Genomic DNA, 26,458 nt, shown 5'->3' on the forward strand with positions numbered 1-26,458 from the left:
AACTCTCCGCCGAACGCAGCGAGATCACCCTGGAAGAGCTCACCAACCACATGGCGGGCGGCACCGAACTCGCCGCACTCAAGCACGAGTTGTCCCAGGTCCGCGGCGTCGACGTCGAAGAACTCCCCGAGGCGACGGACCTCAAGGCCTCGGCGAGCAGCGCGCCCGAAGGGACGTCCTGAGATGTCCGACCGTCCCGTGCTGGACCGCATCCGGGTGGGCTCCGCTCCCGACTCCTGGGGCGTGTGGTTCCCCGACGACCCCCAACAGGTGCCGTGGCAGCGGTTCCTGGACGAGGTCGCCCAGGCCGGCTACTCCTGGATCGAGCTGGGGCCGTACGGCTATCTGCCGACCGACCCCGCCCGGCTCACGGACGAGATCGCACAACGCGACCTGAAGGTCTCCGCGGGCACGGTCTTCACCGGCCTGCACCGCGGCCCCTCCGTCTGGGACGCCACCTGGGAGCACGTGAGCCAAGTGGCCGCGCTCACCCGGGCGATGGGCGCCAAGCACCTCGTGGTCATCCCCTCCTTCTGGCGGGACGACAAGACCGCCGAGATCCTGGAGCCCCCGGAGCTGACCGGCGAGCAGTGGGCCCACCTCACCAAGGGCATGGAACGCCTCGGGCACGAGGTCAAGGAGGCGTACGGGCTCGACATCGTCGTCCACCCGCACGCCGACACCCACCTCGACACCGAGGACCATGTCGAGCACTTCCTCGACTCGACCGACTCCGAACTGGTCAACCTCTGCCTGGACACGGGGCATTACGCCTACTGCGGCGGCGACAGCGTCAAGCTGATCGAGACCTACGGCGAACGCATCGGCTATCTGCACCTCAAGCAGGTGGACCCGGAGATCCTCGCGGACGTCGTCAAGAACGAGATCCCGTTCGGACCGGCCGTGCAGCGTGGCGTGATGTGCGAACCACCGTCCGGTGTACCGGAGTTGGAGCCGGTGCTGGTCGCGGCTCAGCGCCTCGGCGTGGAGCTGTTCGCGATCGTCGAGCAGGACATGTACCCGTGCGAGCCGGACAAGCCCCTCCCCATCGCGGAACGCACCCGCAAGTTCCTCCGCTCCTGCGGTGCCTGACGAATGTGAGCCGCGTGAGCAACGTGACGACCCTGACGAGCCGAAAGGACGGCCGATGGCCATGAACCCGCGCGACACGCTCGGAGTGGCAGTCGTCGGAACCGGAAAGATGGGGGCGGACCACGTCCGCCGGATCGAGCACGTGGTCAACGGCGCCCGGGTGAGTGCCGTCGTGGATGTCGACGCCGAGCGCGCCAAACGGGTCGCGTCCGGGATCGACGGCTGCACCGCGTACACCGACCCGGGCGTCGCGATGGCGGCGGCCGACGTCGACGCGGTGCTGATCGCCTCACCGGGCCCCGCCCACGAGGCGGCCCTGCTGACGGCCTTCGAGCACGACCTCCCGGTCCTGTGCGAGAAGCCGCTCACCCCCGACGCGGCCTCCGCGCTGCGCGTCCTGGAGGCCGAGGTGCGCCTCGGCCACCGCCGGGTCCAGGTCGGCTTCATGCGGCGTTACGACGCCGAGTACATGAAGCTCAAGTCCCTCCTGGAAACAGGCCAGTTGGGCCGACCGCTGATGCTGCACAACCGGCACCGCAACGCGGCCAGCCCGCCCTTCTTCACCAGCTCCATGCTGATCAGCGACTCCGTGGCCCACGAGACCGACGCGACCCGTTGGCTCCTCGGGCACGAGATCACGGCCGTCCAGGTGCTGCGCCCGCGCCCCTCGGCGAGCGCCCCGGACGACCTTCAGGACCCGCAGTTCGTCGTCTTCGAGACCGACGGCGGCGCGATCGTCGACGTCGAGATGTTCGTCAACTGCGGCTTCGGCTACCAGGTCCAGGCCGAGATCGTCTGCGAACGCGGCACCGCCCGCATCGGTGACGGCCACGCCATGGTCACCAACATGGCCGGCCGCTGGGGCGGCACCATCGCCCAGGACTTCACCGAACGCTTCGCCGACGCCTACGACCGCGAGATCCAGACCTGGGTCGACGCCACCCGCCGCGGCGAGATCACCGGCCCGAGCGTGTGGGACGGCTACGCGGCGGCGGCCGTGTGCGAGGCGGGGGTACGGGCGTTGGAGGAGGGTGTGCGGGTGGAGGTCGAGTTGGTGGAGCGGCCCGCGTTCTACCGATAGCGACTTCGCGGGGCGGTGCCCGTGCAACCACCGCCTGTTCTCCGTTGTCCTTTGTCCTTGAGCCGTACTTGAGTCGTCCTCGAGTGCGGACGACCAAGGGGGGCTCGGATGGGGCCGGTGCGCATGCTGCTGCCGTTGTTGCGCGCGACGGCACACCTGGCTCCCGGTCCGGGAGTCCCGCTGCTCGGGGCCGCGTTGCTGCACTGCGCGGTCCCCGGCTGGGCCCTGCTGTACCCGCCGCCGCCCGCTCGCCGGTCGGCCTGGGCCCAGGAAGCGGTCGCCCTGTACCGCCCCAAGGTCGAACAAACGCACCCCGCGCAACGCCACTTGGACGCGCTGAGCCGCGCACTGGTCGTACACGCCCACACCCTGGTGCTGGCGGAGCGGTACGCGGAAGCCGACACCGTCGTGGACGCGGCGCTGGGAGTGCCGGGGGCGAGGATGTCCCCGGCCCTGACCGCGTGCGCCGTTCACGCACGGGCACAGGCGCTCGTCTTCGGGGGCCGGGCGGAGGAGGCCCAGGAACCCGCCCGTGAGTGCGTGCGGTTGTATCGCGGTTCGGCACCGCCCGCGCGGCGGGACCGAGGCCTGGGTGCCTTGCCGGTCGCCTTGCGCACACAGGGGCTCGCGTTCGCCGTTCTCGGCCGTACGGCGGAGTCCGTCGCCGTGTACCTGGAGTGTGCCGCCCTGCTGCGGGCCGTGTCCGTACGGCAGTTGTCGCGTTTCCTGCGTCTGCGGGCGCAGGTGCTGGTCGAGTTGGCCGGCGGACTGCGGGCGCTCGGCCGGTACGAGGAGGTCCTTGCGCTGGAGTCCGAGGCGAAGGACGCGGTGTACGGGACGATCGCGAGGTTCTATCCGGAACTCGTACTGCCGTTGCGTGTCCGGCTCCTCACGGACCTGGCCTACTGCCACAGCGCGACGGGCTCTCCCGCTGCCGCGCGCACGAGCGCCGACGAGGCGGTCTCCCTGGCCCGTGAACTGGCCGACCAGCCCGAGTGGTTCGCCGAGGCGCTGCGCTGCCTGGGCCTCGTCCTCGACGAACTGGCAGCGTATGACGAGCAGTTGACCACCCTCACGGAACTTGCCGGGCTGTACACCCGCCTCGCCGCCGACCGCCCGGAGGCCTTCGAGCCGCTGCTCGCCGACACCCTGGACGACCTGGCCCGCTGTCACCGGCGAAGCGGCGACCACCTCAAGGCCGTGGCGGACACGGAACGGGCCGTGGCCGCATACCGGCGCGTCGGGCGGCACGAGGACCAACTCGCCCGGATCCTTTCCAACTTGAGCATCCGTCAGCAGAGTGCGGAGGATGCCGGGTCGGCCGTGTCGAGCGCCCGCGAAGCAGTCGCCCTCACCCGCCGGCTCGCCGAGTCCGACAGCGAGACCCACGGTCCCCCGACGGCCCGCCGCCTGCGGGTGCTGGCCCAGGCCCTCGGCCTCGCCGGCGACCACGCCGCCGCGGTGGCCGGCTACCAGGAGGCCGAGGCCGTCCTGAGCGAGCTGATCGGCATCCCCGGCGTCGACGCGGAACTGGCGGTCACAGTCTCGGCTCTCGCCGTCGCGCTCGACATCGAGGTCCAGGACCGGCTGGCCGCGGATCGTTCCGAGGAGGCGGTGGCCGCCCTGCGCTCCCTGCTCGACCTCACCCGCCGCACCGACGTCAGAGACGTCCACGCCCGGTGTGTCATCGCGTTCGCCCGGGCCCGTGCGGAACGCCCGGACGACATCGACATCGTCCGGGCGTGGGAGCGGGTGGTCGGGGCGTCGTACCCGACGTTCGTCTACCGCAGAACCGACACCCGCGGCCTCGGTGCGAAGCCCGCCGCCCGATAGGCCTCGTCGATGAGGGTCATCGTCGCGACCGCGTCGTCCGGGCCCAGCGGGAGGGGTGCGCCGTTTCTCAACCGGGCGGCGAACGCCTCCAGTTGGTACGTGTACGAGGAACGGCGGCCGAGTCGCTCCGTGCGTTCGCCGTCCGTCGTGCGGACCACGACCCGGTCGTCCAGGTGGGGGAGGACGAAGTTCGGTGCGAACGCCTCGCCCCGGCTGCCGGTGATCCGGCAGCTCATCACCATCTCGTCGTAGGCCATGTGACAGCGGGCGGAGCCCGTCGCGCCGCTCGGGAAGGCGAGGTCGGCGTCCAGCCACTCGTCGACGCCCGGCGCGCCCGCGCGTTCGCCGCCCTTGGCCGAGACGAGCCGGGGTGCGCCGCCCGCCCAGGGGGCCAGCATGCGCTGGGCGTGCAGGCTGTAGCAGCCCAGGTCCATGACGGCGCCGCCGGCCAGGTCGAGCGACCAGCGCGGGTCGGTGTCCGGCGGGGCCGGGATCGCCACGAGGGTCTCGACGTGCCGTAGTTCGCCCAGTTCACCGGAGGCCAGCAGCTCGTGCAGGCGTCGGGTGACCGGGTGGAAGAGGTAGTGGAAGGCCTCCATGAAGACCGTGCCGGCCTTCGCCGCCGCCTCCCGGACCTCGGCCGCCTCCTCGGCGTTGCTCGCCGAGGGCTTCTCCGACAGGACGTGCTTGCCCGCCTCCAGCGCGGCGAGGTTCCACGGCCCGTGCAGACCGTTGGCGAGGGGGTTGTAGACGACCTCCACCTCGGGGTCGGCGATCAGGTCGGCGTACGAGTCGACGATCCGCTCGACGCGGTGCGCGGCGGCGTACGCCTCCGCCCGGTCCCGGTCGCGGGCGGCCACCGCGACGAGGCGGTGGCCGGTCGTCCGGGCCGGGCCGATCAGGGAGTTCTCGGTGATCCGAGCGGCTCCCAGTACTCCGATGCGCAGTGGTTCCCGGCCCGGACCGCTCATGCTTCGCGTACCTCCTGGATGGTGACGGGGCGGTGCTCGTGCAGCGACAGGGTGCAGGCGTCGGCGATCCAGCCGGCCTCCAGCGCGTCGGCGACGGTGCAGGGGGAGGTGCGGGTGCCGGCCACGACCTCGGTGAACGCGGTGAGTTCGGCACGGTAGGCGGCGGTGAAGCGGTCCATGAAGAAGTCGTGCGGGACACCCGCCGGGAAGGTCACGCCGGGCTCCACGGAGCGCAGCGGCAGCTTGTCCTCCAGGCCGACCGCGATGGAGTCCGTGAAGCCGTGGATCTCCATGCGGACGTCGTAACCCCGGGCGTTGTGGCGGGAGTTGGAGACTACCGCGATGGTGCCGTCGTCCAGGGTGAGGATCGCGCCGGTGGTGTCGGCGTCGCCCGCCTCCTTGATGTACTCGGCGCCCCGGTTGCCGCCGACCGCGTACACCTCGACGACCTCGCGGCCGGTGACCCAGCGGATGATGTCGAAGTCGTGGACCGAGCAGTCCCGGAAGATGCCCCCGGACGCGGCGATGTACGCGGCCGGCGGCGGCGCCGGGTCCAGCGTGGTCGAGCGCACGGTGTGCAGCTTGCCCAACTCGCCGGACTGCACGGCGGCGCGCGCGGCGACGAAGCCGGCGTCGAAGCGGCGGTTGTAGCCGATCTGGATCGGCACGTCGCTGCCCTCGACGGCCTTGAGGACCTTGACGCCCTCGGCCATCGTCTTGGCGACGGGCTTCTCGCAGAAGACGGGGATGCCCGCCTCGACGGCGGCCAGGATCAGACCCGGGTGGGCGTCGGTCGCCGCGGCCACCACGACACCGTCGACCCCGGCGGCGAGCACGGCCTCGGGGGAGTCCGCGACCTCGGCGCCGAACCGCTCGGCGGCCTTCTTGGCGGCCTCCGCGAACGGGTCGGCGACGACGAGGGACTCGACCACGTCGAGTCCGGACAGGGTCTCGGCGTGGAAGGCGCCGATGCGGCCGAGGCCGAGGATTCCGATGCGCATGAGTGCTCTTGCTTTCTTGAGGGGTGCGGGAGTTGTTGCCGTTGTTGAAGGTCAGTCGAGGGCGCCCAGGACGTTCTGGTCCCAGTCGATCACCGAACCGGTGACCACGCCGGACCGGTCGGAGAGCAGGAACACCACGAAGTCGGCGATCTCGTCCGGCTGGCCGAGCTTGCCCATCGGGAGCCGGGCGGCGGCCTGTTCCTGCCAGTCGTCCCCGGCGCCGTGGAAGGCGCGTTGGGTCGCGTCCTCGCCCTCGGTGTCGGTCCAGCCGATGTTGACGGTGTTGATCCGGATCCGGTCGAAGCGGTGGGCGTGCGCGGCGTTGCGGGTCAGGCCCGCGAGCCCGGCCTTGGCGGCGGAGTACGCGGCGAGGAAGGGCGGTCCGCCGTGGGCGCAGTTGGAGCCGATGCTGACGATCGTGCCCGGTGCCGTGCGGGCGGTCATGTCGGCCACGGCCGCCTGCATGGCGAAGAACGGTGCCTTCAGATTGATCGCCATGTGCTGGTCGAACAGTTCCGGTGTGGTGTCGAGCAGCGAGCCGCGTGAGGTGAGCCCGGCCGCGTTGACGAGGCAGTCGATGCGCCCGTGGGTCTCGACGGTCCGTACGACGCTGTCGCGCGCCTGCGCCGGATCGGCGAGGTCCGCCCGCAGGAAGCGCGCACCCGTGTCCGCGGCGAGCTTCTCGCCCACGTCGGCCCGGCGGCCGGTGAACGACACCACCGCGCCCTCGCGCACCGCCGCCCGCACGATCGCGGCGCCCACGCCCTGGCTGCCGCCGTTGACGAGGACGACCTTGTCGTCGAGAAGTCGAAGCCCCATGGTGTTCCTCAGCACTCGGTCCTCAGTTCCCGGTCTCAGCTCTCGCGCCGCTCGGCACCGGCCCGCAGCTCCCCGCGCAGCGCCTGCGGGGCCCACCCCTCACGCACCGCGCGGCGCACGATGTCGGCCTGCGAGGGCGGGGCGAGACCCTCGACGGGCGGGTCGTTGTCGAGGTTGGTGGGGAACGGGTAGCCCTCGGCACTGGCCGCGACGACCGCGTTCAGCCACTCCTCGCCCACACCCTCGGCCTTGCGCCTGAGCAGCACCGGGAAGACCGCGTTGGCGACGGCCTCGCGGTCCACCGTCTCCATCGCCCGCCCGAACGCGGAGGACACCTGGAGCAGATTGGCCATGCGCTTCACGTCGGTGGTGCGGTTGGTGCCGGCCGCGTGGAACAGCGCCGGGTTGAAGAACGCGGCATCGCCCTTGGCGAGCGGGAGTTGGATGTGGTGGGACTCGAAGTAGGCCTGGAACTCCGGGAGCCGCCACGCCAGATAGCCCGGCTCGAACTTCTGCGAGTGCGGCAGGTACATCGTCGGCCCCGACTCCACCGGCATGTCGCAGTGCGCGACGGCCCCTTGGAGGGTGAGCACGGGGGAGAGCCGGTGCACATGCGCCGGGTAGCCGGCTGCGGCCTCGTTGCCGAGGAACCCGAGGTGGTAGTCGCGGTGCACGGTCTGGGCCGCGCCGCCCGGGTGGACCACGTTGATCTGCGAGGTGACCTGGTAGCCGGGACCGAGCCAGGCCACGGACACCAGGGCCAGCATGTCGTTCGCGTAGTAGTCGGCGAAGGCTTCCGGATCGTAGAGCGCGGCCTTCTCCAGGGCGTTCCACACCCGGTCGTTGGCCCCCGGCTTCGCGAAGTGGTCCCCGGCGCCCGCTCCGGAAGCGTGCTGCTCGGCGATCAGCGCGTCGAAGACCTCGGTCGTACGGTCCACCACCGACGCGTCCGGGAACGCGTCCCGCAGGACCACGATGCCGGGCCCCTCGGCGAACACCCGCACCAGCTCGGCCTGCACCTCACGGCGCTCACCGGCCGCCACCGACTTGCGGAGCCGGTCGCTGTCGTAGACGAGGACGTTCCGCTCGACCGAGGACGCGTACGGGAAATCGCCCAGGTCGGTCGGCTGCTCGACGAGCGCGCGGAAGGCGTCGAGATCGCAGTCCTGCTCGGTGAGCCAGGCGGGGCGTTCTGCGGATGTGAAGGACATCGTCGTCCCCTCGGGTCACGTGGTGGTGCGGTCCTGTCATTCTTGTCAGTACAAACCCTTCGAACAACCGGCAGCGAGCCATCAAAAACCCCTCAAGGAGACGACCGGTGGGCCACCCCTTCCCGATCAGGGAAATCGCACGTCAGGCGGGCCTCAGCGAGGCCACCGTGGACCGGGTGCTGAACGGCAGGGGTGGTGTCCGCGCGAGCACCGAGCGTGAGGTCCGGCAGGCCATCGCCGATCTCGACCGGCAGCGCACCCAGGTCCGGCTGGTCGGCCGTACGTTCATGATCGACATCGTGATGCAGACGCCCGAGCGGTTCTCCACCGCCGTACGGGTGGCGTTGGAGGCGGAGCTGCCCGATCTGCACCCGGCCGTGGTGCGCTCCCGCTTCCACTTCCGGGAGACCGCGCCGGTGAAGGAGCTCGTCGGCACCCTGGACCGGATCGCCCGGCGCGGCTCGCAGGGCGTCATCCTCAAGGCACCGGACGTCCCCGAGATCACCGCGGCCGTCGGCCGGCTCGTCACCGCCGGAATCCCGGTCGTCACCCTGGTCACCGACCTGCCCGCGAGCGCCCGCCTCGCCTACGTCGGCATAGACAACCGGGCGGCGGGCGCCACCGCCGCCTATCTGATGGGCCAGTGGCTCGGCGACCGCCCCGGCAATGTCCTCACCAGCCTGAGCAGCGGCTTCTTCCGCAACGAGGAGGAGCGTGAGATGGGCTTCCGCAGCACCATGCGCGCCCGCTGTCCGGACCGGGCCCTCGTCGAGATCACCGAGGGCCACGGCCTGGACGCCACCCAGTACGAGCTGGTCCGGGCCGCCCTGAAGCGCGACCCGGACATCCGCGCGGTCTACTCGATCGGCGGCGGCAACATCGCGACCCTGCGCGCCTTCGCCGACCTGGGCCGCGAGTGCGCCGTGTTCGTCGCGCACGACCTCGACCACGACAACACCCGGCTGCTGCACGAGCAGCGGCTGTCGGCCGTCCTCCACCACGATCTGCGCCAGGACGTCCGCGAGGCCTGCCGCATCGTGATGCGCGCCCACGACGCGCTGCCGCCCGCGGGGCCGGCCCTGCCGTCCGCGATCCAGGTCGTCACGCCCTACAACATGCCCTTGGCGGGGCCCCGTTGAGGATCATCGGAGATCGTCAGAGGTTGATCGCGTACGCCTTGCGCAGCGTCTCGTGCACCGTCCACGTCGTACGGTCGCCCTCGCGCAGCACGGCCATGTCCCCGGGGCCGACCTTCAGGGTCTCCCCGCCCTCGACCTCGATGGTCGCCGAGCCGCTGATCACGACGAACAGCTCGTCCGCCTCCGTGTCGGTGACCACGCCAGGGGTGATCTGCCAGATCCCGCGGATCTGCCGCCCGTCCTCGGACTCCCACACGACCTTCCCGGTCACCTCCGGCGTACCGGAGACGATCTGCGCCGGGTCCAGCGGCTCGGGTTCGAGCTCGGCGTCGGGGATACGGACAACGAAACTGTGCGTCATGCCGCGACCCTAGCCCGGCCGGGCGCGCCCCGGGCGTGGACACTGTGTGGGGTATCGCCCCAGGTCGGAGGACACTTCGTCGCGGAGTGGCGGCCCGTGTGGTGCCAGGTGATCGTGGAGGGCATGGCGCAGACCACGGAAGCCGTCCCCGAACCGCACCCGCACCCGCACTCGCACGAGACCCGGGAGAACATCCTCTTCGGAGGCGTCTACGGCGCCGTCCTCGCCTGCTCGATGGTCGCCGCGCTCACCCAGTACGGCCACACCTCCCAAGGCAGCCGCCGCTACGACGCCCTGTGGCTGCTGGTGACCGCCGGCGCCTCGGCGCTGGCCCACGGGTACGCCCACTACATCGCCGAGCGCGCCCCGCACCGCCGCTGGGACGCCCTGCGCACCCTGCGCGACGAGTGGCCGCTGGTCGCCGCCGCACTTCCTACCGTGCTGCTGCTCGCCGGGGCGGGCTGGGGCTGGTGGCCCGCGAACGGCGTCGAGTACGCGGCCTTCGTCCTCAACATCGCCCTGCTGTTCGGCCTGGGCCTGGTCACCGCCCGCTGGTCGGCGCGGAGTTGGGCGGTCGCCGTGGCGATCGGAGCGGTGGACGCGCTGCTCGGGGTGGTCGTGGTCGTGGCGAACGCCCTGATCAAATAGGCCGGTTCAGGAGGCGCCCTGGTAACCGCGCAGCTTCCGATACAGGGTTGCCCGCCCGATGCCCAACGCGGCAGCCGCCCGTGCCTTGTTGCCGCCGTGCCGGCGCAACGCAGCCAGGATCGCGGCGCGTTCGGCGTGTTCCATCGGGCTGAGTCGCCGGGCCGCGGGGCCCTCCCGGACGGGGTCGGGCAGTTCGGCCCGCCGCACCGGACCGGTGACCCGCCGGTGCTCCGCCAACGCCCTGACGACATGCGCGAGTTCGGTGACGTTGCCGGGCCAGGGGTGCTCCTCCAGGGCCCGCAGCGCGTCCAGCGTCCAGCTGAGCGGCGGCTGTCCCGGGGCCGGCCGGGGCGCCAGGACCGGCAGCAACTCCCGGACGTCCTCCCGGCGTTCACGCAGCGCGGGCAGGGCGACCGACCGGGCGGCCAGGGTGTCGAGCAGGCGCTGGAAGCAGGGGCCCGGGGGAGTGCCGGGCGTGTAGGTGACCAGCAGATGGACGTCCGGGTGTTCGTCGAGCAGGGAGTTGAGCGCGGCGACGTCCGGCTGGGCCAGCCGTTCGGCGTGCCGCAGGAGCAGTGGGCGGCCGTCGGCCAACTCGCTGTATTTCACGCCCAGTTCCGGAGACTCGGCGGCGTCGGCGACCAACGGCACGGCCTCGCCGAGCAGTTCACGGGCCAGCGCGGTCTTGCCGGTGCCGCGCTCGCCGGTCAGCAGCAGCGGTTCCGGGACCCGGGCCAGCTCGACCGCCCGCGCGACCGCGTGCCGCCAGGGCACCGACCCGCCCGCGAGCGCCAGCGCGGGGCGCGGCACGGGACGCGGTACGTCGGCGGCGCGCGCTTCGAGCACGGCGACGATCCCGAGAACGTGACCTTCGTGCCGTACGGGAGTGATCACGGCGGTGCAGCCGGCGTTGTCGGGGAGCGTCGCGTCGTACGACTCCCGGCCGGTGCTCGCGCGTTCCAGGGCGGCCAGTACCTGGGGGGTGGCGAGGCGGACGGCGGCCTCGCTGATCAGGCGGTTGCGGCCGTCGAGGGCGACGACCGCGGGGCCGGGGCCGTGTGCGGCGCGGGTGTAGGCGTCGAGGAGCACCCGTTCGGCCGTACGGGAGCGGGCGAGGAGTTCCGCCTCCACCGCGACGGCCGCGGCCTCCGCGAGGGCGGCCCCGGGGTGCGGGCCGCAGCCGGCGCACAGGCCGGACGCGACCGTCACCGTGCCGAGCGGCTGGCCGGTCTCCGGGGCGAGCAGCGGCACGCTGACCGCGGACACGTCCTGCCACACGTCGAGGAAGTGCTCGGGGCCGTGCACCTCGGCCCGGCGCCGGGTGCGCAGGGCGAGCGCCGCGCTGTTGTGGCCCACCTCCCGCTCGGCCAGATCACGGCACCGGTCACCGCCGGGCACCTCGCCCGCCGTCCACACCACCCGCAGCCGCTCGTCGGTGAGGAGCAGCGCAGAGTGCCCGCCGAGGGCCGGCGCGATGCGCTCAAGCACCGGCCGCGCCGCCTCCAACAGGGCTGATTCGACGGGCGGTTCGGGATCGTGGAGCGGACCGTCGAGGTCGTGTCGTACGCCGAAGAAGCGGGCGCGCCGCCACGCGGCGAGGACCTCGTCCGGGACGCCGTCGGGCAGCGGGCGGCCGGTCAGGAACCGCTCGCGCGCCTGGCGCAGCGGGGCGAGGGCGGGGGAGTGCTCCACGATGGTCATGACGCCTCTCACCGTATCGGGCCCGTGGCGGCAGCCGCAGCGGGGCTGTAACTGTCTCGTAATGAGACACCCGAGGGTGTTCCGCCCGCATGATGATCGTGAAGAGTCGGTGCCTTTCTCACCCCAGTCTCAACCTGCCTCATCCCCCTGGAGCGTCCCGCCGTGCACGTTGTCGAGACCGACGTACTGATCGTGGGCAGCGGCCCGGCCGGTGCCGCCGCCGCGCTGGCGCTGAGCACCTACGGCGTCCCCCACATCGTCGTCACGCGCTACTCGCGCCTCACCAGGACGCCCCGCGCGCACATCACCAACCAGCGCACCATGGAGGTCCTGCGCGACCTCGGTGTCGAGGACGAGGTGCTGGCCAAGGCGACCCCGCAGAACCTGATGGGCAACACCACGTTCTGCACCAGCCTCGCCGGCGAGGAACTGGGCCGGATCCGCTCCTGGGGCAACGACCCGCTCGTACAGGCGGCCCACGACCTGGCCAGCCCGACCCGCATGTGCGACATGCCGCAGCACCTGATGGAACCGGTGCTCGTCGACGCGGCGCTCGCCCGCGGCTCCAACGTCCGTTTCAGCACGGTCTACAAGTCCTTCGAGCAGGACGAGGACGGTGTGACGGTCACCGTCGAGGACCGGTTGCGCGGCGACGAGTACCGGATCCGCGCCAAGTACCTCATCGGCGCCGACGGCGGCCGTTCCCAGGTCGCCGAGGACGCCGGGCTGCCGATGGGCGGGCAGATGGGGGTCGCGGGCAGCATCAACATCGTCTTCGACGCGGACCTGACGAAATACACCGCTCACCGCCCCTCCACCCTCTACTGGGTGCTCGCCCCGGGCGCCACCGTCGGCGGCATCGGCGCGGGCCTGGTGCGCTGTGTCAGCCCCTGGAACGAGTGGCTGATCGTGTGGGGCTACGACGTGAGCGCCGGCGCCCCCGACCTCACCGAGGAGTACGCGCTGTCCGTCGTACGGCAGTTGGTCGGCGACGACGACCTCCCCGTGACCATCAAGTCGTCCTCGGCGTGGACGGTCAACGAGATGTACGCCGAGACCTACGCCAACGGCCGCGTCCTGTGCGCCGGGGACGCCGTACACCGCCACCCGCCGTCCAACGGGCTCGGCTCCAACACCTCGATCCAGGACGCCTACAACCTGGCCTGGAAGCTGAAGCTGGTTCTCGACGGAACCGCCACGCCGAAGCTGCTCGACACCTACGACGCCGAACGCGCGCCCGTCGGCAAGCAGATCGTCACCCGCGCCAACAAGTCCATCGGCGAGACCGCCCCGATCTTCGAGGCGCTCGACGGACTCTCCCCGCAGACCCCCGAGCAGCTGTGGGCCAACATCGAGGCCCGTAAGGACGCCACCGAGGCCGCGGAGAAGCAACGGGCCGCGCTGCGCGAGGCGATCGCCTACAAGGTCTACGAGTTCAACGCGCACGGCGTCGACCTCAACCAGCGCTACACGTCCGACGCGATCGTCCCCGACGGCACGCCCGACCCCGGTTTCGACCGCGACCCCGAGCTGTACCACCAGCCCAGCTCCCGCCCCGGCGCCAAGCTCCCGCACGCCTGGATCACCTCCGGCACCCGCACCGTCTCCACCCTCGACACGGTCGGCAAGGGCCGCTTCACCCTCCTCACCGGCATCGGCGGCGAGAGGTGGCTGCGCGCGGCGCAGGCGCAGTCCCTGGACATCGCCACGGTCGTGATCGGCCCCGGCCAGGAGTACGAGGACCCGTACGGCGACTGGGCCCGCCTGAGCGAGGTCTCCGACGGGGGAGCCCTGCTCGTCCGCCCCGACGGATACGTCGCCTTCCGCCACGCCGACGCGGCCGGGAACGCCGAACAGTTGCTCACGGACGCGCTGCGCCGCATCCTCGGGCACGGCTGACATTTCGTATCGGTTAGGGAGCCGCAATGACCACTCACGTCACCGTCACGGACGAGGCCGTCGCGAGTCTGCGGGACACCGCCGACCCCCGCCTGCACGAACTGCTGTCGGGCCTGATCCGGCATCTGCACGCGTTCACGCAGGAGACCCGCCTCACCCAGGCGGAATGGGAGCAGGCGATCCGCTTCCTGACGGAGACCGGCCAGTCGTGCACGGACACCCGGCAGGAGTTCATCCTCCTGTCGGACGTGCTCGGCCTGTCGATGCTGGTGGAGACCATCAACGGCGACCGGGTCGCCGGATCCACCGAGTCGACGGTGCTCGGCCCCTTCCACATGACCGAGTCGCCGGTCCGTGAACTCGGCGCGAACATCGACCTGGTGGGCGGCGGCGAGCCCTGCGTGGTCAGCGGCCGGATCGTGTCGGAGGACGGCACCCCGCTCCCCGGCGCCCTCCTCGACGTGTGGCAGGCCGACGGCAACGGCTTCTACGACGTGCAGCAGCCGGACGTCCAACCCCCGGGCAACGGACGGGGGTTGTTCACCACGGACGCCGAGGGCCGTTTCTGGTTCCGCACCTGCGTGCCGAGCCCGTACCCCATCCCCACGGACGGCCCGGTCGGCGACCTCCTCAGGGCGACCGGCCGTCACCCCTACCGCCCCGCCCACATCCACTTCATCGCCTCGGCCGACGGCCACACCCCCGTCACCACCCACATCTTCGTCGCGGGCAGCGACTACCTCGACTCCGACGCCGTCTTCGCCGTCAAACAGAGCCTCGTCGAGGACTTCACGCCGACCGACGACCCGTCCCTGGCACGGGAGTTCGGCATCGCCAACCCCTTCCGGCACGCGCAGTTCGACCTCGTACTGGAGCAGAGCGCGTGAAGGACTTCCTCGACTTCGCCTACGAGGCCCAGCCCATGCGGGTCGTCCTCCGGCCCGGCGCCGCACTGACCGCCACCGCGGGTGAGGCCGAACGGCTCGGTCTGCGCCGGGTGTTGGTGCTCTCGGGCGCCCGGGGCGCGGACACCGCGCAGGCGGTCGCCGACTCGCTGGGCGAGGTGTGCGTCGGGGTGCACGCCGAGGCGAAGATGCATGTCCCGGTCGAAGTCGCCGACCGCGCCGTCGAGTTGGCGCGCTCGCTGGGCGCCGACGGATGCGTCGCGGTCGGCGGCGGCTCGTCGATCGGCCTCGGCAAGGCCATCGCCCTGCGCACCGGACTCCCGCTGATCGCCGTGCCCTCCACCTACTCCGGCTCGGAGATGACCCCGGTCTGGGGCCTCACCGAACACGGCGCCAAACGCACCGGCCGCGACCCCGCCGTCCTGCCCCGCAGCGTCGTCTACGACCCGGAGCTCACCCTCGGACTCCCCGTCCCGCTCACGGTGACCAGCGCCGTCAACGCCACCGCGCACGCCGTCGAGGCCCTGTACGCCCCGGACAGTTCACCTCTGATCGCGCTGATGGCGGAGGAGGGCGTACGGGCGATGGCGGGCGCACTGCCCGAACTGGCCGTCGAACCACGGTCGTTGGAAGCCCGGGGCCGTGCCCTGTACGGGGCGTGGCTGTGCGGCTCCTGCCTCGGCGCCACCACCATGGGCCTGCACCACAAGCTGTGCCACGTCCTCGGCGGCACCTTCGGCCTCCCGCACGCGGAGACCCACACGGTGGTGCTGCCGTACGCGCTGGCGTACAACGCGCCCGCCGCACCGGAGGCGGCTGCCGCCGTGGCCCGTGCGCTGGATGCCTCGGTTGCCCCAACAGCCCTGTGGGAGCTGGCCGGACGGCTCGGGGCGCCGCGCTCGCTCGCCGAACTCGGCCTGAAGGAGAGCGACTTGGCGACGGCCGCCGCACAGGCGGTGAGCCAGGCGTACGCCAACCCCCGGCCGGTCACCGAGGAGGGCGTACTCGCCCTGCTGCGGGCGGCGTACGAGGGAACCGCCCCCGTGTAGTCAGTGGTTCGTGCGGACACCGTCCAGTGCGATGGCCAGGACGCGGTCGCGCTGGACGTCGTCCACGAACGTCGTCCCGGTGACCCCGGCCACCAGGCGCAGCAGATCACCGAAGTCCATGTCGGTGCGGGCCACGCCCGCCTTCTGCGCGCGCTCGAACAGCGGGCCGCCCGCCGAGAACATCGACTCGCGGCAGGTCCCGAAGATCTCCGAGTCGTTCTCCAGCGCCTGGCGCACCGCCTGCTTGGTCACCATGTAGCCCGCGAAACGGTTCAGCCACGAGACCAGCGCTTCCCACGGTTCCTGGTCGGCGACGGACAGGGCGACCTGGCACAGGGCGTTGACCTCGTCCGCGTAGACGCTCTCGAAGAGGGCCCGGCGGGTCGGGAAGTTGCGGTAGAGGGTGGCGATGCCGACGCCCGCGCGTCTCGCGATGTCCTCCAGCGAGGCTTCCGCGCCGTGCTCCGCGAAGGCCTCGCGGGCGGCGGCCAGCAGGGCGTCGTAGTTGCGGGCGGCGTCCTTGCGGTGGGGGCGCTGGGCCGCGACGATCTCGCTGACGGGGAACGGCTGGGCCGTCACTGGTGCCTCCCGGGGCGGTCTGGGTTGAACCGGAGGGGTGCCTCCGTTATGGTGGAGGGGTACCTCCACTTTAGCAGTGGTGGGTGCGTACCGCCGTGGACGTGTGTGCGTGCGGACGCGCCCTGCCCGCTTGTTTCGGAGAGGCTCTCCATGCCCCGCACTTCCACCACCCGCCTCACCTTCGCGGTCCTCGCGACGGGAGCGGGCGTCTTCTCCATGCTGCAGTCGCTGATCGCGCCGGCCCTGCCGACCGTCCAGCACGCGCTGCACACCTCCCAGTCCACCGCGACCTGGGTGATGACGGCCTATCTGCTGTCCGCCTCGGTCTTCACCCCGATACTCGGCCGCGTCGGCGACCTGATCGGCAAGAAACGCACTCTCGTCGCCGTCCTCCTGGCCGTCCTGGCCGGCTGTCTGGTCGCCGCGCTCGCGCCCAACATCGGCGTACTGATCATCGCCCGGGTCATCCAGGGCATCGGCGGCGCGCTGTTCCCGCTCTCCTTCGGCATCATCCGCGACGAGTTCGACGCGTCCCAGGTCCCCGGCAGCATCAGCAACCTGTCCGCCGTGATCGCCGCGGGCGGCGGTGTCGGCATGGTGGCCGCCGGACCCATCGTGTCCGCGCTCGACTACCGCTGGCTGTTCTGGTTCCCCGTCGGCATCGTCGCCGTCACCACCCTCATCGCCCTGCGCTACGTCCCCGAGTCGCCCAGCCGCGCCGACGGACGCGTCAACTGGTCCGGCGCCGTGCTCCTTTCGGGCTGGCTGGTCGCCCTCCTGCTGCCGCTCAGCCAGGCCGGCACCTGGGGCTGGGGCTCCGTACGGGTCGTCGGGCTGTTCGCCGCGGCCGTCGTACTCTTCGCGGCCTGGCTGTTCTCGGAGGCCCGCTCCCGCAGCCCGCTCATCGACCTCAAGGTGATGCGACTGCCCTCCGTGTGGACCACCAACACCGCCGCGCTGCTGTTCGGCGCGGGCATGTACTCGATCTGGTCCTTCCTGCCCGGCTTCGTGCAGACCCCCTCGTCGGCCGGCTACGGCTTCGGCGCCAGCGTCACCGCGTCCGGACTCCTCATGCTGCCGATGCTGATCGCGATGTTCGTCTCCGGCGTGCTCAGCGGCCGACTGGAGCCCGTCGTCGGCGCCAAGGCGCTGCTCACCACCGGTGCCGCACTCGGCGCGGTCGCCTGCGGGATCCTCGCCCTCTGGCACGACCAGCAGTGGCAGATCGCCCTCGTCGCGGGCATCTTCGGCCTCGGCATCGGACTCGCCTTCGCCTCCATGGCCAACCTCATCGTCGGCAGCGTCCCGCCCGAGCAGACCGGCGCCGCGACCGGCATGAACGCCAACATCCGCACCATCGGCGGCTCCATCGGCGCAGCGGTGACCAGCGTCCTGGTCACCGGCCACCTCCAGGCATCAGGCCTGCCGTACGACTCCGGGTACACCCACGGATTCGCGCTGCTGGCGGTGCTCTGCCTGGCGGCGGCGCTGGCCGCGCTCATGGTGCCGGTGCGCCGGGCCGGCCGGGGCGGAGGAACGACCGTCAGCACCTCCGAGTCGTCGCTCGTGAAGGCGGAGGTGGAGGCTTCGGTGGTGGCGCCCGGCGCCCTGAACTGACCCGGCCGGTGTGCCAGCATGAACCGATGATCGAACAGAGCGCGCGGCGCCCCGGCGCCGAACTCCTGGACGTCCACCGGCTCCGGCTCGTCGAATCCGCCGCTCCTCGGCTCACCCCCGAGGAGCGGTTCGCCATGAACCGGGTCTGGGACGAACTGGTGCGCGTCAACCCGAGTTTCTTCGACGGGCCGGTCCTGGTGTGCGCGGGCACGCACCGCGAGGGGCCGTACGAACTGGTCGTCTCCTGGGTCAGGACGACGTACCGGCACTTCGCCCTGCGCCACGTCCCGTTCGCCAGCTCATGGCTGCCGTCCTTCTTCGTCTCCGTCCTCCAACCGGCAGACGACGGACGCCTGTTGGTCGGCCGGATGTCCAACTCCACGGCGGCGCCGGGCCGTTGGCAGCTGCCGGGCGGCTCGCTCGAACCCCCCGAGGGCGACGAACCGCTCGACATGAGGGCCCTGCGCCGCCACGCCGCACGGGAGTTGATCGAGGAGACCGGCATCGAGGCCCGGCCCGAGGACCTCACCTTCTGGAACGTCACCCGCGCCGGTAACGGCGGCATCGGCGTCCTCTTCCGCGCGCCGTCGCTCCCGGAGACCGAAGTGCGCGCGCGGCACGAGGCGATGGCGGCGGCGGAGCGGGCCCGGGGCCGCGAACCGGAACTGGACGCCATCGCCCTGATCCACTCGACGGCCCAACTCCCGCTCCTCGTGGGCCCGCACGCGGACTATCTGGAGCCGATCGTCCGCCGCTACGCGGAGGGCGCCGGAACGGGTGTCTCGATTTGAGACACCCGTTCCGCCACCCGAGCCTTCACGATCGGGAGCGTGTCGTCCGGCGCCGTAGGCCGGCACGACTGCTGTGAAGAAAGGTGATCACCATGGCCCTCGCACTGCTCAGGCGCTGGCGGCCCCAAGGCGCCTCCGCCACGGCGGCGGGCCTCTCGCTCCCCCTCCCGCCCGGCGCGGGCGGCCTCGGCCGTGAGATCGTCGACCCGGTGGGCGCGCCCATGGCATCCGCCGACGTCACGGTGACGGCCCTGGACTCGCACCGCGTCGCCGCCTCCGGTACGACCGACCCGTACGGCTTCTTCCTCGCCGCCCTGCCGCCCGGGCGCTACAGCCTCCTCGTCTCGGCCCAGGGACTCCAGCCGCACCAGGAGACGGTGGAGATCGCCGCCGGAACCGCCGCGCCCACCGAACGCGTATGGCTCCAGCCCGGCCGCGCCCAGGAACTCCCGCCGCCCGGCACCTGGCTCTTCGACCCGCCGCACACCGCGATCCGCTTCATCGCCAAGCATGTCGGCATGGCGAATGTGCACGGCCGGTTCGAACGTTTCCAGGGCGGCATCCAGATCGCTCAGGAGGTGGCCGAGTCCAAGGTCCACGTCCGTATCGACGCGTCCAGCATCACCACCGGCAACACCACGCGGGACAACCATCTGCGCTCCGGTGACTTCCTCGACGTGGAGCGCTACCCGTACATCGACTTCACCAGCACCCGGTTCGCCTACCGCGGCGGCAGCAAGTGGACGCTGCATGGTTCGCTGACGATGCACGGCGTGAGCCGCTCGGTGAACCTGGACACCACCTACCTGGGCACCGTCAACGGCGGCTACGCGGAGGAACTCCGCTGCGCGGCCCTCGCCACGGCCGAACTGCACCGCGAGGACTACACGTTGAACTGGCGCAGCATGCTGGCCCGGGGCATCGCCGTCGTCGGCCCCACCGTCCAACTGGAGTTGGACATCCAGGCGATGTACCGCACCCACGACACCCCGACGCCGCCGAAGTGACCCGGCACATGCGGTAGGGTTTACCTGCGCGTTCACCCGACCGACCGGGTGCGGCGCAACCGGGACGTGGCGCAGCTTGGTAGCGCACTTGACTGGGGGTCAAGGGGTCGCAGGTTCAAATCCTGTCGTCCCGACGGTGTTCACCAGCGGGTCTGCCGGAAACGGCAGGCCCGCTGGATGCGTTCGTGGGAGACGTGATGGCGGCGTGATGGCAGCCGGGGGCGTTCGGTTGCCGTTCTCAAGTTCGGTCTTCTGGTGCCGAGGTGATCTTGACGCGGTGTTGCGGTCCGAGCGGGGCAGGGTCGCGGCAGTAATTGCGCCGGGCGGCGCAGGAGATCGTCGCCTCCTTCGCGAATCTGCCTTATTAGATGAGGGCCTGGAAGGCACCTTTACCCCGACGCTGTCGGGGTGTCCGTCTCGGGCTCGGCCTGTGGGGAGGGCGGAGTCTGGAAGGAAATGTGGGAAAAGTCGCGGCCTTGGACTACCGGCGCAGCGAAGGTGCCGCCGCTGATCTCGTTGTGGAAGCTCCCGGTGTCCAGCGAATCGGTCAGCTCAGACCACCGCCGCAAATCAGCCTGAAAATCCGCGTCCAACGCAGCCCGGATGGCGAGTGCTGTGCTCAACGCATGCGCCCGCGCCACTTCGTCCGGGGACGCCGCCAGTCGGGCCAGCTCTGCCTCTCCCGAACTGGCGGCCACGGCAGGTGCATTGCTGCCGCGCCGCCGAAACGGATGTCGTACCAGTGAGCTCAGCGCCGCCCAGGCCTGTTGGCCGACCTCGCCGCCGGCTCCGCCCGCCAGTGCCGCCAAGAGTGCCACCGAAATCGGCTCCAACTCTCTCTCCGCCCCTTCGCATGCGATGGGTGGGGTGGCAGCGTGTGCTGCCACCCCGGTGCGCCGACTGACCCTCGGAGGGTCACATCATGATGCACCGATTCGCGCTGACCGTTGCGGTGGAGGCGAGCTCTGCCGCCGATGCATTTGGCGCGCTCACGCCAAGAATGCCGAGGGTGACGATGAGGCCGGCTCCAACGGTCAGTCGACGCATTCTGTTCACGTAAACGAGGTCCCTCCTTGATCGACTTCTTTGCGGAGGGGACCTTATCTGATCGTCGGCTTGTATGGGTAATCGAACGGGGCTTGATGGTTTCGGGTTTAATTACTGCCGGGTAGATCGAACGTTTGTTGCGGTGATGCCTGCGCTTTGGCGGCGCCCTTTAATTTCAGCTTTACGTCTGTCAAGACGTTCTCCGTCTTCGTTATCTCATCGGCATCGCCTGTGTGTTCGGCTAGGGAAAGAGCTGCCTCCAGATGCTCCCTGGCCGAGTCGAGTTGGTCGGCGTCAAAGTAGGTTTCCCCGATGTGGCGCAGCACTTGTATCTCTTGGTGGGCCGCTCCGATCGTGCGCGCGATGTCAAGGGCGTCCGCGAGATATCGTTCCGCCCTTTCGATGTTGCCTGCTTTTCGGTATGCTTCTCCCAGACCGAGAAGGGTGTCGGCCTGACTCTTGCGGTCGCCGAGCGAGCGGAATTCCGTGAGTATTTCCTGGTAGAGGTGGAGTGCCGCACCGGTGTCGCCTGATTCCGTGAGGACGTCGGCCAGGCTGCCGCGTACTGTGGCGCGGTCGTAGCGGTTTCCAGAATGCTCAAGGAAAGTAAGTGATTCCGCGAAGGAGCGTTGGGCAGATTCCAGATCTCCGCGGCGCATGTGCAGATCGCCAATGTTGTTGAGTGTCTTTCCCAGTGCGGCGTGATCGCCCGCTTCAGTGAATCCGCTGAGTGATTTCTGGAAGTGTTCGAGTGCACGGTCGAGTTCCCCGAGAAATAGCAGGGTGACTGCCATGTTGTTGTGCAGCCGGGCGCGGTCCAGAGAATCTCCGGATATTGCGGTGATGGCGAACGACTTCTGGAAGAGGACGAGCGCGGCTCGGTGGTCGCCAAGGTGCCAGTGCAGGGTGCCGAGCGTGCGCAACACCTCGGCTTCCGCCTCCGTGTCCCCTGTCGCGTGGGAGATCTGCAGGGCCTGGTTGCCGCAGTCGGCGGCCTCCTGGTAGCGCCCGATATGGGCGTGGACGGCGCTGAGGTGGACCAGGGCGCGGCACAGCGCCGCCTGCTCGCCGGTCCGCGTCCAGTGATCGACGGCGTTCTGGAGCACGGCCCGGGCGTCCTGCCAGTGGCATTCCTCGTTGAGGAAGCCAGCCATGGCATAGGCGAGTTGGGCGGCGCCTGAGGCGTCGCCCTGGCTGCCGGCGTGCTGCTCGGCCGCTAGCAGGTTCGCCCGCTCGGTGGCCAGCCAAGACCGGGCTGCCTCGGCGTCTGGCCAGTGGGGCAGTTGAGCGTGGACGTGGTCTCGCGGCGGGGCGGCCCTGATGCGGCGGGGATACGCGACCCGGTCGGCGCGGTCGGCGGCCGCGATGTAGAAGTCCGTGAGGCGCCGGAGGACGTCGGCGCGGTCCTGGTCGGTATCGTCAGTGAGGGATCTGGACCGGCCGTACTCGCGCAAGAGGTCGTGGAACTGATATCTGTCGGGGGTCAGCTCGCGGAGCAGACTGCTGGCAAGCAACGCCTCTAACATGCGTTCGGTGGCAGACGGGGACAAGCCGAGTGACACGGCAGCCGAGTCCGTCGCGAAGTCCGGGCCGGGATGCAGGCTGAGGCGACGGAACGCAGAGCGTTGCTCGTCTGTGAGGGTCTGATAAGTCAGGTCGAGGGCACGGACCATCTCCTGTTCGGCATCCCTGATTTCGCCCAATCGGCCCTCGGCGCGGGTCAGGCGGTTGGCCAGTGTGGTGAGCGTCCACGCCGGGTGGGCGCGGAAGCGGCCGGCGATCAGCTCGATCGCGAGCGGGAGATGGCCGCATAGTCGAACGAGCAGGGCGGTCTGTTGGATGTCCTGGGTACGCTCCTCGCCGACGAACGAGCGGAATAGGGCGATGGCGTCGTCTGTCGGCAATACGTCGAGTGATATGTGCCGGGCGTGCGGCAGGCCGGGCAGGTGGCGTCGACTGGTGATGATCGTCAGTGAGGGCGAGCCGCTTGGCAGCAGTGGACGGATCTGATCGGCGCTCACCGCGTCGTCGAGGACGATCACGGCCCGGCGCTGGTTCAGCATGGTCTGCCACAGCGCGGTACGGCCCTCTAACTCGATGGGGATGGTGTTGGCCGGCGCGCCCAGCAGTCTGAGCAGTGTGGCCAATGCTGCGCCGGGACCGAGAGGTTCGCCGACAGAGGAGTGGCCGCGTAAGTCCAGGTAGAGCTGGGCATCAGGGAACCGCTCGGCAAGCCGGTGCGCGCTGTGCACCGCCACGGCGGTCTTGCCGATGCCGGCCATGCCGCTGATGGAACTGACGCACTCCACGCTGATCACCGAGGTGTTCTGTGCCGCCGCGTCGACCGCAGCACTCAGGGCCCGCAGCTCCGTGCGACGGCCGACCAGCGGCGGCTGGTTTGGCAGATTCCTCGGCGGAGGTGGAGGCGCCGCGGTAGTGGGGGAGCGGGGCGCGGCTGTTCTGCCCCGGACGAGATCGGCGGCCGGCGCGCGATCAAGAATCCCACGGTGGATGCGGTTCAACTCTGCGCCAGGACGGGAGCCGTATTGCGACATCAGGAGCTGGCGGGTTTCCTGATGTACCCGCAGTGCGTCGGTGTACCGGTTGCTGCCGTAGTACGCAACCATCAGTTGACCCGCGAGCGTCTCGTCGCCCGGATGCCGGTCGACGAGGCCAGACAGATCCGCGCTCACCTCCGTGAACCGACCCAGCCGCAGGCAGGCGGCGATGCGGGCGACGGCGGCGCTGAGCCGTCGTTCCGCCAGTGTCCGGCGCATGGTCTCGGCCCACAGGCCGGGCAGCCCTGCCAACGCTTCGCCCCGCCAGAGGTGTTCGGCGCGTTCGAGGAGGCTCGCCGTCCGCTCGTCGTCACCGTGTGCTGCAAAAGTACCGGCCCGCGCTACCAGATGCTGGAACTGGTGCCAGTCGACGGATTCGCGGGTGGCTTCCAACGTGTATGTGTGGGCTCGGCTGACGATGCGGGGCGCGTTCGCGGATGACGGGTCGACGAGTCGCAGCCGCCTGCGGAGCCGCGAGACATAACTGTGCGCGCTCTCGCGAGCGTGCGGCGGCGGTTCGCCGTCCCAGAGCCGGTCCACGAGCATGCCCAGCGCGACCGGCCGGCCCACGTCCAGCGCAAGCAGGCCGAGGAGAACGCGCTCCTTGTCCGAGCCGAGTTCCACCCGCTGACCTTCCACCCGGAGTCCTACCGGGCCCAGTACCTGGAACTCCATCAGCGCCTCCCGCTGAATCGGCCATTTCGACGAACATGGCAGAGGGGAATGGGCATGTCATGGAGCGAAGAGCATGACAGGAAGCGGAGGGTGTTTCCAGATGCGGCTCTGCACTGACTGAATCGGTATGCCGACGTCCGGACGGAACCGACGTACTGATGAGAGGCGCTGACGGTGCGCCGTGTGCTCCGTTGGCAGAATCAACCGGAAAATGCGCTGGCTGAATCGTTTCTTTGTGGTGCGTCCAACTACGGCGGGGCTGCATCGTGCAAGGTGCGGCGGGGGTAGGACCGCCTTGATCGATATAACGGGCAACCGGCCAGAGGGGGACGAGCGGCATGGCTGCGACAGGGAGCGGAGAGCGGGGGACGGAGAGCAGCAACTCCATCGGCGGATCGGCCCAGTTCTACGGACCAACCGTCCAGGCCCGCGACGTGCACGGCGGAATCCAAGTGCAGAGCACCCCACCGGCACCACCACCGACGCCCCGTCAGCTCCTCCCTGTTCCAGCACACTTCACTGATCGCGGAGACGAACTGGCAGTTCTGGACAGCCTGCTCACTCGACACGCAGACGTCGGAACCCGTAAGCCGCTGATCGTGATCAACGGCCCGGCCGGCGTCGGCAAGACCACCCTGGCCTCCCGATGGCTTCACCAACACGGATCCGCCTTCCCCGACGGGCAGTTGTACGCCGACCTGCGTGGGCACGCAGCGGACGGACCGGCGGGCCCCGGAGATATCCTCAGCCGGTTTCTCAGGGCGCTCGGCGCCTGGGCAGTGCCCATCGACCTGCCCGAGCAGGCGTCCCTGTGGCGGTCCGTCACCGCAGATCTTCGGATAGCGGTCATGTTGGACAACGCCTTCTCCGCGGCACAGATCCGGCCGTTGTTACCGGGCGGGTCCGGAGGCCTCGTCGTCGTGACCAGCCGTCACAGATTGACGGGGCTGCGCCTGGACGGAGCAGATTTCCATTCGCTGCAAGTGCTTGATCATGCCGCCGGGATGGAGCTGTTCATCCGCGGCGCCGGCGAAGGCCGGGTTTCCGGTGAACTGCCCGCCGTCCGCAGGATCGTAGACCTCTGCGCGGGCCTGCCCCTCGCGGTGTGCCTCGCCTCCGCCAGGCTCGCCGCTCGCCCGAGACAGCCCATTGCCGAACTGGCGGAAGCTCTCACCCCGGACGTCGGCCGCCTGGCTGTGCTCGAAGTCGAAGGGGAGGCAACTGTGGGCAAGGCCCTGGACGCGTCGTATGCGGTGCTGAGCCAAGAGGCTGCCCGGATGTACCGGGTACTCGGCCTGCTGCCCCTGCCCGACTTCGATGCCCGGGCAGCCGCTGCGGCCTGCGCGGAGTCTCTGGACTGGGCGGAACACCGACTGGACGAACTCATCGAGGCCAATCTGCTGGAGGACATAGGACCCGATACGTTCCGCTTTCACGACCTCGTCCGGGTCCACGCCCGCGACCGTGCGAGCGCGACGGACACCGAGGCGGACCGCGAACGCAGCCTGCGACAAGTCGCCGACTGGTACCTCCAGGCCGCAACCGAGGCTCAACGCCACATCACACCCATCCAGTTCACCCTGCCCCGGACCTACGCCTACCCGGGCTCGCTGACGGCGCCCTTCACCGACGATATCGGCGCTCTCGCCTGGCTCCAGGCCAGGCGCTCCCACCTGATGGCGGTCTTGCGACTGGCCGTCGAACACAGCTGGCACGCCACAGCCTGGCAACTCGTAGATGCCATGTGGCCGCTGTTCCTCCGACTACGCCATTACGACCTGTGGATCGCGGCCCACCGCATCGGTCTGGAAGCCGCCCGCAGCGACGGAGATCTGGAGGCGGAACGGCAGATGCTCAACTCAGGAGCCATCGGTTTGAGCGCCGCCCGCCGGATAGACGAGGCCACCGAGTGGTACAGGGCATCCCTGCGCGCGGCACGCGACGCCGGGGACGCCCGCGACGAGGGCCAAGCGCTGCTCGGCCTCGGCGGCTGCCACTACGAGGCAGGACGCTACGTCGAGGCCGTGTCACACCTGAACCGTGCGGTGGCGAGCTGGGAGCAGTGCGGCTACCTGCGCGGGGTAGCCCTCGCCCGCGTCGTGCTCGGCGAGGTCGCCCTCGCCGAGCACGCCCCCGAGCGGGCCGTCGCCTGCTTCACCCAGGCCCGGGATGGACTCCTGGCTATTCCTGACCCACATGACGCGGCCCGGGCTCTCGCCTTCCTCGGCCGTGCCCACGTTCGGACCGGTGACCACGCCGCGGGTATCGCACAGATGGAAGAGGCACTCACCGCGTTCACGGCCTCTGGGGCTGTCCACTGGCAAGCACGTACCTTGGAGATGCTCGGCGACACCGCGCGCGAACGGGGCGAGGAAACGGCAGCAGAGGAGTTTCACGCCCAAGCTCTCGCTCTGTACGAGACCACCAGCCCGGCAGACGCACGCCGACTCCGGCGACCGTAGGCACGATCGATC

At 70.4% G+C, this 26,458-nt stretch carries 21 protein-coding genes, 1 tRNA gene and 1 pseudogene; 14 read left to right on the forward strand and 9 right to left on the reverse strand.

The features are described from left to right. From OC490_RS45020 to OC490_RS45035, 4 genes and pseudogenes are all read left to right on the forward strand, one after another. A pseudogene (locus tag OC490_RS45020) lies at positions 1 to 182 on the forward strand (sugar ABC transporter ATP-binding protein); the annotation flags it as partial. Between the two features lies 1 nt (position 183). Next, on the forward strand, positions 184 to 1,092 hold the full coding sequence (locus OC490_RS45025) for a sugar phosphate isomerase/epimerase family protein (protein ID WP_262063871.1): 909 nt from the start codon (positions 184 to 186) through the stop codon (positions 1,090 to 1,092). 61 nt (positions 1,093 to 1,153) lie between these two features. After that, the gene (locus OC490_RS45030) at positions 1,154 to 2,173 is read left to right on the forward strand and encodes a Gfo/Idh/MocA family protein (RefSeq protein WP_262063897.1); all 1,020 of its coding nucleotides are present in this window, start codon (positions 1,154 to 1,156) and stop codon (positions 2,171 to 2,173) included. A 108-nt stretch (positions 2,174 to 2,281) separates the two neighbouring features. Further along, on the forward strand, positions 2,282 to 4,006 hold the full coding sequence (locus OC490_RS45035) for a tetratricopeptide repeat protein (RefSeq protein ID WP_262063872.1): 1,725 nt from the start codon (positions 2,282 to 2,284) through the stop codon (positions 4,004 to 4,006). Here the strand turns inward: OC490_RS45035 and OC490_RS45040 are convergent. From OC490_RS45040 to OC490_RS45055, 4 genes are read right to left on the reverse strand one after another with little or no spacing between them, the layout of a single operon-like run. Next, positions 3,955 to 4,977: a Gfo/Idh/MocA family protein gene (locus tag OC490_RS45040; RefSeq protein ID WP_262063873.1), complete on the reverse strand. Its 1,023-nt coding sequence runs from the start codon at positions 4,975 to 4,977 to the stop codon at positions 3,955 to 3,957. The two genes, OC490_RS45035 and OC490_RS45040, sit on opposite strands and share 52 nt — an antisense overlap. Further along, positions 4,974 to 5,978 carry a Gfo/Idh/MocA family oxidoreductase gene (locus OC490_RS45045; RefSeq protein ID WP_262063874.1) on the reverse strand — a complete coding sequence of 335 codons (1,005 nt, stop codon included), beginning with the start codon at positions 5,976 to 5,978 and terminating at the stop codon, positions 4,974 to 4,976. The genes OC490_RS45040 and OC490_RS45045 overlap by 4 nt, the downstream gene beginning before the upstream one ends. A 51-nt stretch (positions 5,979 to 6,029) precedes the next feature. Continuing rightward, on the reverse strand, positions 6,030 to 6,797 hold the full coding sequence (locus OC490_RS45050; protein ID WP_262063875.1) for an SDR family oxidoreductase: 768 nt from the start codon (positions 6,795 to 6,797) through the stop codon (positions 6,030 to 6,032). A 35-nt stretch (positions 6,798 to 6,832) separates the two neighbouring features. Then, positions 6,833 to 8,008, reverse strand: a complete 1,176-nt coding sequence (locus OC490_RS45055; protein WP_262063876.1) for a phytanoyl-CoA dioxygenase family protein — start codon at positions 8,006 to 8,008, stop codon at positions 6,833 to 6,835. A 107-nt stretch (positions 8,009 to 8,115) separates the two neighbouring features. Between OC490_RS45055 and OC490_RS45060 the strand changes: the two genes are divergently transcribed. Beyond that, positions 8,116 to 9,147 carry a LacI family DNA-binding transcriptional regulator gene (locus OC490_RS45060; RefSeq protein ID WP_262063877.1) on the forward strand — a complete coding sequence of 344 codons (1,032 nt, stop codon included), beginning with the start codon at positions 8,116 to 8,118 and terminating at the stop codon, positions 9,145 to 9,147. Between the two features lie 16 nt (positions 9,148 to 9,163). Here OC490_RS45060 and OC490_RS45065 read toward each other — a convergent pair whose 3' ends face one another. Beyond that, positions 9,164 to 9,508, reverse strand: coding sequence for a cupin domain-containing protein (locus OC490_RS45065; protein WP_262063878.1), 345 nt, complete (start codon positions 9,506 to 9,508; stop codon positions 9,164 to 9,166). Between the two features lie 123 nt (positions 9,509 to 9,631). Between OC490_RS45065 and OC490_RS45070 the strand changes: the two genes are divergently transcribed. Continuing rightward, positions 9,632 to 10,156 carry a hypothetical protein gene (locus OC490_RS45070; RefSeq protein WP_262063879.1) on the forward strand — a complete coding sequence of 175 codons (525 nt, stop codon included), beginning with the start codon at positions 9,632 to 9,634 and terminating at the stop codon, positions 10,154 to 10,156. A 6-nt stretch (positions 10,157 to 10,162) separates the two neighbouring features. Here OC490_RS45070 and OC490_RS45075 read toward each other — a convergent pair whose 3' ends face one another. Further along, a complete protein-coding gene (locus OC490_RS45075; protein WP_262063880.1) occupies positions 10,163 to 11,857 on the reverse strand; it encodes a helix-turn-helix domain-containing protein in 1,695 nt (564 codons plus the stop codon). A gap of 162 nt (positions 11,858 to 12,019) precedes the next feature. On the opposite strand from OC490_RS45075, the gene OC490_RS45080 reads away from it, so the two are divergent. Genes OC490_RS45080 through OC490_RS45090 form a run of 3 tightly spaced genes read left to right on the forward strand, consistent with a single transcriptional unit; the run spans position 12,020 to position 15,710 of the window. Beyond that, positions 12,020 to 13,756 (forward strand): FAD-dependent oxidoreductase, encoded by a 1,737-nt coding sequence (locus OC490_RS45080; RefSeq protein ID WP_262063881.1) that lies wholly within the window; start codon positions 12,020 to 12,022, stop codon positions 13,754 to 13,756. A gap of 26 nt (positions 13,757 to 13,782) precedes the next feature. Continuing rightward, entirely contained in the window at positions 13,783 to 14,643 is an 861-nt protein-coding gene (locus OC490_RS45085; RefSeq protein ID WP_262063882.1) for an intradiol ring-cleavage dioxygenase, read from the forward strand. Next, positions 14,640 to 15,710, forward strand: a complete 1,071-nt coding sequence (locus OC490_RS45090) for a maleylacetate reductase (RefSeq protein ID WP_262063883.1) — start codon at positions 14,640 to 14,642, stop codon at positions 15,708 to 15,710. Before OC490_RS45085 ends, OC490_RS45090 begins: the two co-directional genes overlap by 4 nt. Here OC490_RS45090 and OC490_RS45095 read toward each other — a convergent pair whose 3' ends face one another. Then, positions 15,711 to 16,289 (reverse strand): TetR/AcrR family transcriptional regulator, encoded by a 579-nt coding sequence (locus OC490_RS45095; RefSeq protein ID WP_262063884.1) that lies wholly within the window; start codon positions 16,287 to 16,289, stop codon positions 15,711 to 15,713. Positions 16,290 to 16,439: 150 nt separating this feature from the next. On the opposite strand from OC490_RS45095, the gene OC490_RS45100 reads away from it, so the two are divergent. From OC490_RS45100 to OC490_RS45115, 4 genes are all read left to right on the forward strand, one after another. After that, positions 16,440 to 17,906 carry an MFS transporter gene (locus OC490_RS45100; protein ID WP_262063885.1) on the forward strand — a complete coding sequence of 489 codons (1,467 nt, stop codon included), beginning with the start codon at positions 16,440 to 16,442 and terminating at the stop codon, positions 17,904 to 17,906. 26 nt (positions 17,907 to 17,932) lie between these two features. Beyond that, positions 17,933 to 18,697, forward strand: coding sequence for an NUDIX domain-containing protein (locus tag OC490_RS45105; protein ID WP_262063886.1), 765 nt, complete (start codon positions 17,933 to 17,935; stop codon positions 18,695 to 18,697). 92 nt (positions 18,698 to 18,789) lie between these two features. Next, complete coding sequence (locus OC490_RS45110) at positions 18,790 to 19,704, forward strand: YceI family protein (protein ID WP_262063887.1); 915 nt, start codon at positions 18,790 to 18,792, stop codon at positions 19,702 to 19,704. 60 nt (positions 19,705 to 19,764) lie between these two features. Continuing rightward, positions 19,765 to 19,838: transfer RNA gene (locus OC490_RS45115), tRNA-Pro, on the forward strand. Positions 19,839 to 20,093: 255 nt separating this feature from the next. Here the strand turns inward: OC490_RS45115 and OC490_RS45120 are convergent. Then, the gene (locus tag OC490_RS45120; protein WP_262063888.1) at positions 20,094 to 20,537 is read right to left on the reverse strand and encodes a hypothetical protein; all 444 of its coding nucleotides are present in this window, start codon (positions 20,535 to 20,537) and stop codon (positions 20,094 to 20,096) included. Positions 20,538 to 20,858: 321 nt separating this feature from the next. Next, the gene (locus OC490_RS45125; protein WP_262063889.1) at positions 20,859 to 23,984 is read right to left on the reverse strand and encodes an AfsR/SARP family transcriptional regulator; all 3,126 of its coding nucleotides are present in this window, start codon (positions 23,982 to 23,984) and stop codon (positions 20,859 to 20,861) included. A 599-nt stretch (positions 23,985 to 24,583) separates the two neighbouring features. Between OC490_RS45125 and OC490_RS45130 the strand changes: the two genes are divergently transcribed. After that, positions 24,584 to 26,446 carry a tetratricopeptide repeat protein gene (locus OC490_RS45130; protein ID WP_410099261.1) on the forward strand — a complete coding sequence of 621 codons (1,863 nt, stop codon included), beginning with the start codon at positions 24,584 to 24,586 and terminating at the stop codon, positions 26,444 to 26,446. Positions 26,447 to 26,458: the final 12 nt, after the last annotated feature.

Source organism: Streptomyces sp. STR69 (assembly GCF_024519455.1).
GTDB lineage: Bacteria > Actinomycetota > Actinomycetes > Streptomycetales > Streptomycetaceae > Streptomyces.